This window comes from Providencia sp. PROV024 (assembly GCF_032709665.1).
Classification (GTDB): domain Bacteria; phylum Pseudomonadota; class Gammaproteobacteria; order Enterobacterales; family Enterobacteriaceae; genus Providencia; species Providencia huashanensis.
Window position 1 is genome coordinate 2,407,330 of the sequence record NZ_CP120545.1, and the last position, 12,621, is coordinate 2,419,950.

14 protein-coding genes are annotated in these 12,621 nt (G+C 39.2%); 7 read left to right on the forward strand and 7 right to left on the reverse strand.

All coding sequences use genetic code 11. From position 1 onward, the window contains the following. Positions 1-71: 71 nt before the first annotated feature. Positions 72-554 (reverse strand): GAF domain-containing protein, encoded by a 483-nt coding sequence (locus tag P3L56_RS11085; RefSeq protein ID WP_042843599.1) that lies wholly within the window; start codon positions 552-554, stop codon positions 72-74. 132 nt (positions 555-686) lie between these two features. On the opposite strand from P3L56_RS11085, the gene yebS reads away from it, so the two are divergent. The 3 genes from yebS to P3L56_RS11100 all read left to right on the forward strand — a co-directional run bounded on the left by yebS (position 687) and on the right by P3L56_RS11100 (position 4,607). Then, a complete protein-coding gene (gene yebS / locus P3L56_RS11090) occupies positions 687-1,913 on the forward strand; it encodes a membrane integrity lipid transport subunit YebS (protein WP_042843598.1) in 1,227 nt (408 codons plus the stop codon). Beyond that, positions 1,888-4,227 (forward strand): PqiB family protein, encoded by a 2,340-nt coding sequence (locus P3L56_RS11095; RefSeq protein ID WP_129465967.1) that lies wholly within the window; start codon positions 1,888-1,890, stop codon positions 4,225-4,227. Before yebS ends, P3L56_RS11095 begins: the two co-directional genes overlap by 26 nt. 146 nt (positions 4,228-4,373) lie before the next feature. Further along, on the forward strand, positions 4,374-4,607 hold the full coding sequence (locus P3L56_RS11100; protein ID WP_042843596.1) for a DUF1480 family protein: 234 nt from the start codon (positions 4,374-4,376) through the stop codon (positions 4,605-4,607). A 426-nt stretch (positions 4,608-5,033) separates the two neighbouring features. Here the strand turns inward: P3L56_RS11100 and P3L56_RS11105 are convergent, their stop codons facing one another. The 4 genes from P3L56_RS11105 to ftnA form a co-directional block, all read right to left on the reverse strand. Further along, positions 5,034-5,381, reverse strand: a complete 348-nt coding sequence (locus P3L56_RS11105) for a YebY family protein (protein ID WP_042843595.1) — start codon at positions 5,379-5,381, stop codon at positions 5,034-5,036. A 65-nt stretch (positions 5,382-5,446) separates the two neighbouring features. Beyond that, positions 5,447-6,343 (reverse strand): copper homeostasis membrane protein CopD, encoded by an 897-nt coding sequence (copD, locus tag P3L56_RS11110; protein ID WP_210831820.1) that lies wholly within the window; start codon positions 6,341-6,343, stop codon positions 5,447-5,449. A gap of 1 nt (position 6,344) precedes the next feature. Continuing rightward, positions 6,345-6,731: a copper homeostasis periplasmic binding protein CopC gene (copC, locus tag P3L56_RS11115; RefSeq protein ID WP_131680769.1), complete on the reverse strand. Its 387-nt coding sequence runs from the start codon at positions 6,729-6,731 to the stop codon at positions 6,345-6,347. Between the two features lie 232 nt (positions 6,732-6,963). After that, on the reverse strand, positions 6,964-7,467 hold the full coding sequence (gene ftnA / locus P3L56_RS11120) for a non-heme ferritin (protein WP_042843590.1): 504 nt from the start codon (positions 7,465-7,467) through the stop codon (positions 6,964-6,966). A gap of 289 nt (positions 7,468-7,756) precedes the next feature. Between ftnA and P3L56_RS11125 the strand changes: the two genes are divergently transcribed. Then, on the forward strand, positions 7,757-7,987 hold the full coding sequence (locus P3L56_RS11125; RefSeq protein ID WP_042843589.1) for a DNA polymerase III subunit theta: 231 nt from the start codon (positions 7,757-7,759) through the stop codon (positions 7,985-7,987). Between the two features lie 153 nt (positions 7,988-8,140). Here the strand turns inward: P3L56_RS11125 and yebF are convergent, their stop codons facing one another. Then, positions 8,141-8,506 (reverse strand): protein YebF, encoded by a 366-nt coding sequence (yebF, locus tag P3L56_RS11130; RefSeq protein WP_048607312.1) that lies wholly within the window; start codon positions 8,504-8,506, stop codon positions 8,141-8,143. Between the two features lie 191 nt (positions 8,507-8,697). Further along, positions 8,698-8,877 carry a YoaH family protein gene (locus tag P3L56_RS11135; protein WP_042843587.1) on the reverse strand — a complete coding sequence of 60 codons (180 nt, stop codon included), beginning with the start codon at positions 8,875-8,877 and terminating at the stop codon, positions 8,698-8,700. A 127-nt stretch (positions 8,878-9,004) separates the two neighbouring features. Here P3L56_RS11135 and pabB point away from each other — a divergent pair, with 127 nt between their 5' ends. The 3 genes from pabB (at position 9,005) to P3L56_RS11150 (ending at position 12,572) form a co-directional block, all read left to right on the forward strand. Continuing rightward, positions 9,005-10,375: an aminodeoxychorismate synthase component 1 gene (gene pabB, locus P3L56_RS11140; protein WP_042843586.1), complete on the forward strand. Its 1,371-nt coding sequence runs from the start codon at positions 9,005-9,007 to the stop codon at positions 10,373-10,375. Continuing rightward, positions 10,368-10,928: a CoA pyrophosphatase gene (locus tag P3L56_RS11145; protein ID WP_042843585.1), complete on the forward strand. Its 561-nt coding sequence runs from the start codon at positions 10,368-10,370 to the stop codon at positions 10,926-10,928. The genes pabB and P3L56_RS11145 overlap by 8 nt, the downstream gene beginning before the upstream one ends. 279 nt (positions 10,929-11,207) lie before the next feature. Further along, positions 11,208-12,572, forward strand: coding sequence for an L-serine ammonia-lyase (locus P3L56_RS11150; RefSeq protein WP_131680768.1), 1,365 nt, complete (start codon positions 11,208-11,210; stop codon positions 12,570-12,572). Positions 12,573-12,621: the final 49 nt, after the last annotated feature.

Sequence of the window (12,621 nt, forward strand, 5' to 3'; positions counted from 1 at the left end):
CATGAACAAGCCGACATTATAATCGTGTTGCTGACAATTGCCACGTTACTATTAATTTAACTGACCAATATTTAGTAATATTTTGGCATAGAACACATTGCCAGATGTTGACACAACTGGTTTACAAGGTGCTTTAAGCCTTTTTCATCCTCTTGGTCGAATTGGCTAATATTTGGGCTGTCGATATCTAAAACCCCAATAATTTGCCCATTTACCACCAAAGGAAACACAATTTCAGCGTTACTTGCCGCATCACAAGCGATATGACCTGGGAATGCATGAACATCTTCTATACGCTGAATTTGGTTGTGACTAAAAGCCGTACCACAGACCCCTTTACCAAAGGGTATTCGAACACATGCAACTTTACCTTGAAACGGACCTAATACTAATTCTTGCCCATTACTCAGGTAAAATCCAGCCCAATTAACCCCCTCTAAGCGCTCATACAGTAATGCACAAGTATTTGCTAAGGTGGCAATTAAATCATATTCTCCTGCTAATAATGCAGAGAGATTATCTGAAAGTTCAAGATAATACTTCTTTTTATCCATAATTATTTTTAGTAATAATCAAGTAATTAATGAAACATCTGTAAGAGTAACTCTAAGGTTACCAATTTGTCACTTTGAGGTAAATTTTTTTACACTAGATTACATCTAAGTGAAACCCTAAAATGAGTAAATATGAACAACATTAACCACACTGACTTGATTTTACAGCGTTGTAGCCATTGCAACCAAAAAATCCTCGCTCCGCGATTTAGCTTACGACAAGTCGTTATTTGCCCTCGTTGTTCTAGTCAACTCAATGATGGCCGGTCATGGTCAATCAAGCGGTTATCCATATTGTCTATCACATTATTGATGCTAGCACCGATCGCTTTTTTACAACCACTAATTTCTATTCATCTGCTGGGAAGTCAAATTAATGCCAATGTAATAGAAGGTGTTCGCTTAATTAATCATCAAGGTGACCCGCTCACAGCAAGTATTGTGGCTTTTTGTGCGATAGCTGCTCCACTATTATTGCCAATATTAATTTTAATGTTACTTATTGGTCAGCGAATAAATTTAAACCTTCGCCCTATTTTACTGGTTCTGAAACACATCAAAGAATGGGTTATGTTAGATGTTTACTTAATCGCTCTCGGTATAGCGGCAATTAAAATGCAAGATTACGCCAGCGTGTTTATCGGTAATGGTTTAGTTGCTTTTATCACGATGGCTATTTTAAGTTTATTGATCCTCATCCACATGAATTTAGACGAACTATGGCGTCGGTTTTACCCTATTGATGACCAAGGGGAACAACCACATGCGTTGGCCTGCACCGCTTGCCACTTTACAGGGCCTTCTAACGCCCAAGGGAAGTGTCAGCGCTGTCATCGGCCATTACAATCTCGCAACCCCTATAGTTTACAAAAAACATGGGCTGCGCTAATTGCCGCCATGGTGTTATTGTTTCCCGCTAACCTGCTACCCATTTCAGTTTTTTATCTGAATGGGCAGCGTTTGGAGGACACAATTTATTCTGGTGTTGTAGCCTTAATTGACTCGGGTAACTGGCCTATTGCCATTATTGTCTTCATTGCCAGCATATTAGTGCCCTTCATCAAGATTATCATCATGATATTATTACTATTTTCTATACAGTTAAAAAGCAATACCGACCCTGTTCTTCGTATGAAACTACTAAAATTTGTTTCATGGATAGGCCGCTGGTCAATGTTAGATTTATTCGTCATTGCCTTAATGATGACATTAGTTAACCGTGATCAATTAATGTCTTTTACTATGGGCCCTGCCGCATTTTACTTTGGTACAGCAGTTATTCTAACAATCATGGCTGTTGAATGGTTAGATAGCCGCTTAATATGGGATTCATATGGAAAATCAAAACCTGCAAAATGAGCCTTCTGAAGAAGCTACAGAAGCCACACTACGCAAACGAGGGCGTATCTCCCCTTTCTGGTTATTACCGCTGGTAGCGATTTTTATAGCTGGTTGGCTTCTTTTCCAACATTGGGTTGAGCGTGGAACTGATATTACGATTGAGTTCTCTTCTGCCCCAGGTGTCGTCGCAAATCGAACACCTATTCGCTACCAAGGCGTTGAGGTTGGATTAGTTCAATCAATTGCTATTAGCAAAAATATGAAATCCATTATTGTTACTGCCAGTGTTAACAAAGACATGCGCTCTGCGTTAACTTCAGGCACAAAATTTTGGTTAGTTACACCTAAAGCCTCATTGGCGGGCGTTTCCGGCCTTGATGCATTGGTTGGCGGTAACTATATTGGAATGCTGCCAAGCACTGGGACAGAGCAATTCTCGTTTGTGGCACAAGACACGCCACCACAACTAAATATTGACGAAGGTGAACTTCTAATCCACTTAACCGCACCTGATTTAGGTTCATTAAACGAAAACTCACCCATTTATTACCGAAAAGTCCCCGTGGGTTATATCTCGGATTATACCATTTTACCGGATAACCAAGGGGTATCTATATCTGCGGTGGTCAAAAAACACTATGCCAAACTCGTTCGTAAAGACAGCCAATTTTGGAATGTATCTGGCTTACAAGGTAGTTTTGACCTTAAATCCGGTGCTAATATCAAAATGGAAAGCCTTTCTGCTGTCATAAATGGCGCTATTACTTTTGACTCACCGCAAGGCAGCCCCCAAGCGGAAGAAGGCCAACGTTTTGTGTTACAATCTAGCCGTGCCGTTGTCAAAGCTGCTGAACAAGAAGGTAAATCCCCTTTAACTCTTGCCTTATGGGCCAATGACACCTATGGCGTAAGCAAAGGGCAACCTGTTGTTTATAAAGGTATTCAAATCGGTGAAGTGTTACAACGTCACCTATCCGCCGATAATGTCAATTTTAAAATAGCCATATATGATGAGTTTAAGCACCTCATTCGTGAAGACAGTAAATTTGTCGCCAATAGCCGTGTTGATGTCCAATTGGGGCTTGGTGGACTACAGTTCCAAGGCGCGACACCGCAAGAATGGTTAGATGGAGGCATACACTTAATTGCGGGGCAAAGCCAAGGGAAATTACCAGAGAAATTCCCTTTATACCGCAGTGATGACAATGCGAAAGCCGGTATTTTAGGGTCATCTCCACCAACTACAATTACTCTTAATACAGCGACATTACCAGATATACAAGCCGGGTCGGTTGTACTTTATCGTCAATTTGCAGTAGGCAAAATTACCACCATTAAACCCACTACATCCGGTTTTTCCATTGATGTATATATTTCAAGTGAATATCGGCATTTACTGACTGATAACAGTGTTTTTTGGGCTGAAGGTGGAGCAAAAGTTCAGTTAAATAGTAATGGTTTAACAGTCCAAGCTGCCCCATTGAGCCGTGCGATCAGTGGAGCAATAAGCTTTGACAACATAGGTAATGGCACAGCGAATACTGCACGCCAACACATGCTTTACCCTAATGAAACATCTGCTAAGGCTATTGGTAGTGTAGTTACCTTAACAACATTTGATGCCTCCAAACTTTCTGAAGGCATGCCTATCCGTTATTTAGGCATAAACATTGGTCAGATAGAGTCGTTAAAACTGTCCTCTGATAAAAGAGAGGTGCAAGCGAGGGCTATTCTCTATCCAGAGTATGTCAGCACATTCACAAAACTAGGGAGCCGCTTTGCTGTTGTAACCCCTGAGTTATCACCCGCGGGCTTAAATAACCTTGACAGTATATTACAACCTTATATTAGTGCAGAGCCTGGACGTAGTAATAAAAACCGTTATCAATTTGAACTACAAGCTGCCAATATAACTGACTCTCGTTATTTAGATGGTTTAACCATTTACCTTGATGCCACTGATGTTGGTTCTGTTCAGGTGGGTACGCCGATTTTATTTAGAGGGCTGGAAGTTGGTGTGGTGACAGGCTTATATTTGGGAGAGCTTTCCGACCGCGTTTATGTTGCCACACGTATTGGCAAGGAGTATCAATATTTAGTACGTGATAACACTGAATTTTGGCAATCATCCGGCTTTAATTTCTCCTTTGGTTTGGCTGGTGGAGTTATGAAAAGCGGTACATTCAAGCAGTTTGTCCGAGGTGGTATCACTCTCGCCACCCCGCCAACAGTGCCTTTAGCGCCGAAAGCCAAGCCGGAACAGCATTTCATTCTAAAATTAGAAGCCCCTAGTGATTACTTAAACTGGGGTACATCAATACCTAAAAAATAAACACTACAAGGGTGCATATAAGTAACATAATGCACCCTCTCTTGCTTATCGGTGAAAATTTATTTTGGAAATCAATTCCATTTATACTATGATTAATTCTGTTGAGCTTAGTATATATAGATAACGTCGATAAATGAGGTGCTATTATGTGTTTTGTGAAATTGAAAATATCTTCCTATGAAATTAATGATGCGGTTATGGCTTCACATAAAAGTGATACGGTAAGTATCCCTTGTGATTCTGATACCGATTTCTGTATGCAATTAGATGGTTGGGACGAACATACCAGCATCCCTGCCACCTTAGATGAAAAACCTGTTTTACTCTATCGTCATCACTATGATAAAGAAAATCATCATTGGGTCATGAAATTAGCATAGTAGGTTAATCATGTTATACAGCCTATTAGCTCGGGTATATAAATGGGTAAGAACAAATAGAAAGGTGATTACTAGTGTGTTAACAAACAAACCGATAGGCAAAAAAAGAGGCCTGGTAGATTCCGATTACCGGGCCTTGGGAAATGGCTCTGGCAGAGCCGTGCGCTAAAATTGCCATTGAGACGTAACAAAGTACACCCTAATACTAGCTTTCAACTCACGTTCTTACCACATTTATTATCAATTATTTCACATATTATTAACACAATTTATTGTTTGATTTTCTAATATTGAACTATTTGTTCAATAGGTTATACCTATACCAGTAATCAACAAAACCTTTCAATGTTGTATCGTGCTGATTTATATAAACAAATAATAGAAAACACCATTCCCTCTGCGTAACCAGCCCTATTTCCAATAACCTTACTTACTGGGGCATAATTTTTCAGCGGCCTCTTTTAATGGCTGTATTCTTTCTTTAACACTTTTAGTTGTTTCAATAGGTGCTAATAAAACATCAATCGGCTGAGCCTTAATCTCTTTTTTCTCCATTAATTCCGTCGCTATCTCATTTAATGGATATTGCATCAATGTTGCAGGGTTAATGACGACCAATGCACCATTGTTACGGCACTCAAGCATCACCTCCTCACGAATAAACGGCCAGTCCTGACCAAATTGTTTTTTACTGACTGTTGCCAATGGTGCGGAGTATGCTGCACTCATTGTTCCAACAAGTAATAATGAGCAAATAATGAGTTTATATTTCATTAAAATGACCTTGTTAAATATTAAAAATATCTTCACTGTATTATCAAATAAATACGAACATTTGGCTATATCGGTTGATAAGTAGCAAAAATAGCAACGGCTAGAATTGCCATAGTACCCAATAACAATTCAACCCAACTATTAATGATCAAATAGTTCAAACGCCCTCTGTGTTTTAGGCCTGGAACGATATAGTAGCGATTAATCAAAGCTAACATTACCATTCCTAGAACTAAAATAATTTTAAACCAAAGCAATGATTGGTACTCAGAGCCCGAAAATGCCAAAGGCCATTCTGGCAAAATCGTTATTGCACTAATAACCCCGGTTAAGATGACAAGCACAACTGCAACATGCCCAATTTTTGAAAACAACCGCATAGTACTGATTATTTGTTTATCCATCCCCTGCACCAGCTCTTGTTTATGACGTAAAAACTGAATACAAATTAAGAATGGCCATAAACCACCAAACCAATAGGCTGCACTAATGAGATGAATGAACTGATTAATACGATAAAAAGCCCCAATAACGCCATCGGTCATGGCTGCATGCCCAATAAATGCATGGAGACCAAGCAGGACAATAGAAAGAAGTAATACTAGGTTTAGACGTAGCTTTATGGATTTTATACATAAAACCAGCAAGAGGATAACAGCAAACAGCAGTTGCCAGCGCCATATTTGACCAAATGACGTGCCAAACACCCCCTGCCATATAGCCCAATCGATACTATCTTCCCAACCATCCCCCATCAAACCAGCTTGAGCAAGCAACCAACCAAAGGTTGTTAATGAAGTGATAATAGCGCAAAAGAAGATACCTTTATTAAGGTAACGGACTAATAAATAGCGAAACTTCCCACGACTGAGAAGCACTGCAAATATTGACATACCACACATCAATATTGCAGCGATAAAATGGATAAAACGAATTAACGTATAAAAAGCTTCTAGTGACATATCATTTCACTGTAAAGCTATAAGTCCCTTTTGTTTTGTGCCCATCCACAGAGACCACACTCCAATTAACATCATACTTACCGGCAACGAGTTTATCCTCAACAGGAACAATAACTTTAGTGTCATTACTTGGGTCTAATGCTGCCTTGCCTGTTTTGACAATATTTTTTTCAGGGCCAACAATATTGACTTTAGTGAAATTAACTTCAATCCCCTCAGAAAAGCTTAATGTAATTGATTCAGGTGCTTGCTCTACCGCGGCACCTTCAGCTGGTAGTTGGTCTTTAAGATGAGCATGAGCAAAAGCTTGTTGGAAGGACATACCTAAAAACAAAACGGCAATAGCGCTAAGTTTACGCCATGAAGATTTAATATGGTGGATTGGCATAGTAACCCCTTAATTTGCAGGTGAATTTAGAATTATTACCAATCATTATACGGAAAAAAACCAGTTTTACCGCTTAAAAATAGGTTTTGACCCTCTATCCTGTGAGTTTTCACACAAAATGAAAAGAAAAAGGCTTGTGGTCATTGAAATAAACTTTCATAGCCACAAGCCTGATAAGGTCTTTATACTTCAATAGATATATTAACTTAATAAATACCGATAGTGCTTCAAATTAGATATGTGTTGCTGCAGATAAGCTTTTTAAGTCTTTATCTAACAAGAATAACGCCTTGCCAGATTCACCAACCATATCAAGTTTATCCAATACTGATTTAAATAGTTTTTCTTCTTCGTGTTGCTCAGCAACATACCATTGTAAGAAGTTAAATGTTGAATAGTCTTGGGTTGTCATGGCTAAATGAGCCAGTTTGTTAATTTCGCGTGTGATTAATTGTTCGTGCTCATATGTTTGGGTGAAAACATCTGCAATCGATTTGAAAGCAACAGGAGGCGCTGCAATTTGCCCTAATAAAGGTAATGCACCTGTATCGCTAAGGTAATCAAATAAACGCTGCATGTGCTCCATTTCTTCTTGTGAGTGCGACTTTAGAAATGCAGCTGCACCTTCGTAGCCTTTATCGCTACACCAAGCACTCATTTGCAAATAAAGATTAGCAGAATAAAATTCAAGATTTAATTGCTCATTTAGTTTATTGACCATGTCTGTAGTTAACATATTTATACCTTATCAGTTAATCGTTCATTCTTATATTATGCACAGTATTACAATAATTAAAACCCTAAAACAATCTTAAAACAAAAAAATCCAATTTACTGATTATTAATAACTTTTGTTAAAAACAATAATAATCAATCTCATTATCTTTTCTTGGCTTATATTTTAATTATCACGATAACAATCATTCGTCTTTATTTTTCCGACATCATTTTTTAATATTCTATTGAGATTTTTTCTCATTAACCCATTATAATAAATCAGTGAGAATTAACTTTTGAGAACCAAAATGAACTACAACCTTGCTTTATTACCTAAAGATGAAATGGATAAGATCAACGTTGACCTTTTAGCCTCCGGTGTTGCATTCAAAGAACGCTATAACGTCGCCGTCATCGCCGAAGCCGTCGAACGGGAACAGCCCGAGCACCTAAGGGAGTATTTCAGAGAAAGGTTGGTTTATTACCGCCAACTTTCACAAAATTTTGCGCGTATGCCTTATGAACCCAGAAATCGCTAAATTGATTACTCGGTTTACTACCCAATATTTTTATTTGGTCACGAAGTAAATTTATTATCCATACACTAAAAAAGGGAGCCTTTTTCGGCTCCCCTTTAGTTACATTAATACGAAAGAAAATGGGTCTTTTCTTTGTTAACTAATATTAACTGCCTATTTAGTTGCGTTATAGGTAACCGTATTATTTTGGCAATCGACCGAAACAGAATAACGTAGGTCAGATTTTGCCCCTCTCACCACCAATGGAACAGTATAGCCAGTTTCAGTTTTAGTCACTTCACTATCATTGACCCATGCAACTGCCTTTTTACCTAACGTGGCCTTCTCTTCTGCCCAACGCGGTAACCGATTATGCATAAAATCACTTTTAACCTGAGCCGCAATCTGTGGTTCAGTTAATGTACCACAACTGACAAAGGGTTCCGCTTTACCTTCTTCATCGTTTGCGCTTAAAGCAAACGAACTAAAAACCAATGCACATGTCCCCAGAACAACAGCAATTTTATGATTTGCTTCCATAGCACCCTCCGATACCCATATAAGGTAAAGATTTTTGATTAGTTTAGCTGCCCATTTAAGCCTATTAGAATATGTTAAATTTACCAGTTACTTACTGGTCATTTTCTAACTAGTATCAATGAATAAAATGACTTAACTAATATTAATCTATCAGGTCTGCGCATAAATGTTAATAGTATGTTTACTAATTATTAATTTTCATCATCGAATAATACGTGAATTTGCTCTTTACCTTGGTGGCTTTCCCTAATTTCTTGAGCCACTATTGCAATGGCCTCTCCACTACTCATCCCTTGCGCCATCAACTGATGAATTCTTTCAACCGCTTCTTGTTGCTCTTCATGATTAAGTGCTGGTATTCCAGAAAGCATGGTTTAAACCTCATAAGTAAAATACTAAAATCAATAATTAAGATTTTAACATCTCTTCGATTATTAAGATAAGAATATATGTTAACCTGTTCAAATCCACTTGTTGCGGAATATTATATTTATCGACATGACTATCAATAAAAAACAGTTACCTTATCGCCCAACTGCGGCAATCGACTATTTTGCGCCTATTGCACATCTGCCATGGGCAATGTTATTACATTCAGGAAATGCAAAACATTCACATAATCGATTTGATATTATTGTCGCTGACCCTATTGCGACACTGACTACCTACCACAGCGAAACAACCATCACAGAGCAAGGTCAACCTTCAACGACTTCGGGTTCAGACCCCTTTGATTTGCTAAAACAATTGCTCAATAAATACAGGTCGAACAATAATGAATGCATAGATTTACCCTTTAATGGTGGTGCATTGGGCCTTTGGAGCTACGATTTAGGTCGTCGCATTGAAAAACTCCCTAACCTCGCCAAAACAGAATTACAATTTCCTGATATGGCCATCGGGATCTATTTATGGGCACTCATTATTGATCATCACACTAAAACAACTACATTAATTAGTTATGATGATATTGAAGCTAGGTTAGCTTGGTTACAGGCACAAAAAAAACCACGTAAGAATAAATTCCAATTAACGTCCCCTTGGCAATCAAACATGTCAGAAGAGACATATCACCAAAACATCGCGCATATTCATGAATATTTACGTAATGGTGATTGCTATCAAATCAATTTAGCTCAAAGATTTAAAGCTAAGTATAAAGGGGACGAATGGAATGCATTTCTAGCTCTGTTAGAAAGTAATGAAGCCCCTTTCTCTTCCTTTATTCGTTTACCTGAAAACGCAGTCATTAGCATGTCCCCTGAGCGGTTTATTTTTTTACAGGATGGCGATATTCAGACACGCCCAATTAAAGGAACACTTCCCCGTCTAGAAAATGAACAGGATGACCTTGCTCAAGTAGAAAAATTAGCAAACTCAACCAAAGACCGTGCAGAAAACGTCATGATTGTCGATTTATTACGTAATGATATTGGCCGAGTTGCCCAGCCAGGGTCAGTGAATGTCCCTGAGTTATTTGCAGTGGAGTCATTTCCTGCTGTACACCATTTGGTTAGTACGGTCTGCGCAAAATTAGATGCACAGTATTGTGCTGCTGACTTATTAAGAGCGTGTTTCCCTGGAGGGTCAATCACCGGAGCACCTAAAATACGAGCAATGGAAATCATTGAAGAATTAGAACCGCATCGTCGACATGGATATTGTGGTGCAATAGGCTATATTAGCTTTTGTGGAAATATGGATAGCAATATTACTATTCGTACTTTATTGACCTATAAAAAACAAATTTACTGTTGGGCTGGTGGTGGTATTGTTGCTGATAGCCAAGCTGACAGAGAATATCAAGAGACATTTGATAAATTAAGCCTGATTTTACCTGTATTAGGAGCACTAAATAAAGATGACTGAACTGAATAACTTTATCAATCGTTTTCAGTTTACTTTGCCGACAACCCGCCAGCCTGTATTCAAGGCGGGTAAATCGGCTGCGGTTCTTTTGCCAATAATCAATAAACCGCACCCAACGTTACTTCTTACGCAACGCTCCCCTTTCTTACGTTCTCATGCAGGAGAAGTGGCTTTTCCTGGGGGGGCAAGTGACCCCGAGGATGGCTCACCCATCAACACCGCCTTACGTGAAGCTTACGAAGAAGTGGCGATCCCTCCGGAAAAAGTTAAAGTACTTGGCCAACTCGCCCCACTCCAAAGTTATGGTGGCTACGAGGTCACCCCTATAGTTGGGCTTTTACCTAATAATATTCGATATCAAGCGAACCCCAGCGAAGTGGCTTCTATCTTTGAAGTTCCATTGTTTGATGCACTTTCACTTCAACGCCATAAATTCGTGGATATAAAGCGTTCAGGGCGGCACAGTCGCATCTTTTTTTACTGGTATAACGGGCGGTTAGTTTGGGGTTTGACTGCCTCAATAATCCACCAATTAGCTTTACAACTAGATTGAGCCTTTCATAACTATTCACCATATAGCGCCTTTATTACAGTGTGATATTTTTAGATAGCCGTTATATAGCGTCAGATCTTACAAAATATCCATCTTTATACTGGCTATTTTTTAGACAATTCACAGACATTTTGTGCTATTTACCTTCAATTCACACTCCTCAACTACCTTATTTCAAAAAATACTTTAAACTTACTGGTTAACACTACTAAATAACAGTAAAGTAGCGCCTTTTAAAATAAAGCACTATATTTTCATCTTTTTTTTAAGGAGTCCTGCGTGATAAGCGTTTTCGACATGTTTAAAGTGGGCATTGGCCCTTCAAGCTCTCATACCGTCGGTCCGATGAAAGCTGGGAAAGAATTTGTCGATGATTTGGTAAGCAAAGGCATATTGCCTAACGTTACTCGTATTTCTGTGGATGTTTACGGGTCATTATCGCTTACTGGAAAAGGGCACCATACTGATATCGCCATTATTATGGGGCTAGCAGGTAATATGCCTGCCACCGTTGACATTGAATCTATTCCAACTTTTATCAAAAATGTGGAAGAGTCAGAGAAACTCCCGCTAGCTAATGGAACTCAGGTTGTTGACTTTCCAAATGAAGGCGGCATGAATTTTCGTCAAGATAACCTGCCTTTACATGAGAATGGCATGACAATTCATGCATTTAATGGTGATAAAGAAATTTATACCAAAACTTATTATTCTATCGGCGGTGGTTTTATCGTCGATGAAGAACATTTTGGTCAATCCATCCTTGATAGCAAACCTGTGTCGTATCCATACAATTCTGCTGACGAATTATTATTGAATTGCAAAAAATCAGGTCTTTCTATTTCTAGTTTAATGATGAAAAATGAGCTAGATCTCCATACTAAACAAGAAATTGAAGAATACTTCGCTGATGTGTGGCACACGATGCAAGCTTGTATTGAGCGTGGCTTAAATACTGAAGGCGTCTTACCGGGCCCGCTACGCGTTCCTCGTCGAGCACCGGCACTAAATCGACTGGTCACATCATCAAGTAAACTTTCAAATGACCCGATGAATGTTATCGACCTTATCAATATGTATGCCTTAGCCGTTAATGAGGAAAATGCCGCAGGAGGCCGCGTTGTCACTGCCCCTACCAATGGAGCATGTGGTATCGTCCCCGCCGTATTAGCTTATTACAATCATTGTATTGAGCCTGTTACCCCTGAGCTGTATATGCGCTATTTCTTAGCTTCAGGCGCAATTGGCATTTTATATAAAATGAACGCATCAATTTCAGGAGCTGAAGTTGGCTGTCAAGGTGAGGTCGGTGTCGCATGTTCAATGGCTGCGGCAGGCCTTACCGAGCTATTTGGAGGCAGCCCAGAGCAAGTTTGTATCGCCGCTGAAATTGGCATGGAACACAACTTAGGACTAACCTGTGACCCTGTTGCTGGGCAAGTACAAGTGCCTTGCATTGAGCGTAATGCAATCGCATCAGTCAAAGCCATAAATGCAGCAAGAATGGCATTACGTAGAACCAGTGAACCTCGTGTTTCTCTCGATAAAGTGATTGAAACTATGTACGAAACAGGGAAGGACATGAATGCCAAATACCGTGAAACTTCCCGCGGTGGTTTAGCTATCAAGGTGCAATGTGATTAGTTTTAACCTACGGTAAACACGTTAACGCCCTCTTCATTCTATTATCAAG

What these genes read in the sequence shown, in the direction of transcription:
- P3L56_RS11145 (WP_042843585.1), top strand. Translation starts at nt 10,368, where the DNA reads ATGACTGAACTGAATAACTTTATCAATCGTTTTCAGTTTACTTTGCCG.
- pabB (WP_042843586.1), top strand. Translation starts at nt 9,005, where the DNA reads ATGACTATCAATAAAAAACAGTTACCTTATCGCCCAACTGCGGCAATC.
- P3L56_RS11095 (WP_129465967.1), top strand. Translation starts at nt 1,888, where the DNA reads ATGGAAAATCAAAACCTGCAAAATGAGCCTTCTGAAGAAGCTACAGAA.
- yebF (WP_048607312.1), bottom strand. Translation starts at nt 8,506, where the DNA reads ATGGAAGCAAATCATAAAATTGCTGTTGTTCTGGGGACATGTGCATTG.
- yebS (WP_042843598.1), top strand. Translation starts at nt 687, where the DNA reads ATGAACAACATTAACCACACTGACTTGATTTTACAGCGTTGTAGCCAT.
- ftnA (WP_042843590.1), bottom strand. Translation starts at nt 7,467, where the DNA reads ATGTTAACTACAGACATGGTCAATAAACTAAATGAGCAATTAAATCTT.
- P3L56_RS11105 (WP_042843595.1), bottom strand. Translation starts at nt 5,381, where the DNA reads ATGAAATATAAACTCATTATTTGCTCATTATTACTTGTTGGAACAATG.
- copD (WP_210831820.1), bottom strand. Translation starts at nt 6,343, where the DNA reads ATGTCACTAGAAGCTTTTTATACGTTAATTCGTTTTATCCATTTTATC.
- P3L56_RS11125 (WP_042843589.1), top strand. Translation starts at nt 7,757, where the DNA reads ATGAACTACAACCTTGCTTTATTACCTAAAGATGAAATGGATAAGATC.
- copC (WP_131680769.1), bottom strand. Translation starts at nt 6,731, where the DNA reads ATGCCAATCCACCATATTAAATCTTCATGGCGTAAACTTAGCGCTATT.
- P3L56_RS11135 (WP_042843587.1), bottom strand. Translation starts at nt 8,877, where the DNA reads ATGCTTTCTGGAATACCAGCACTTAATCATGAAGAGCAACAAGAAGCG.
- P3L56_RS11085 (WP_042843599.1), bottom strand. Translation starts at nt 554, where the DNA reads ATGGATAAAAAGAAGTATTATCTTGAACTTTCAGATAATCTCTCTGCA.
- P3L56_RS11100 (WP_042843596.1), top strand. Translation starts at nt 4,374, where the DNA reads ATGTGTTTTGTGAAATTGAAAATATCTTCCTATGAAATTAATGATGCG.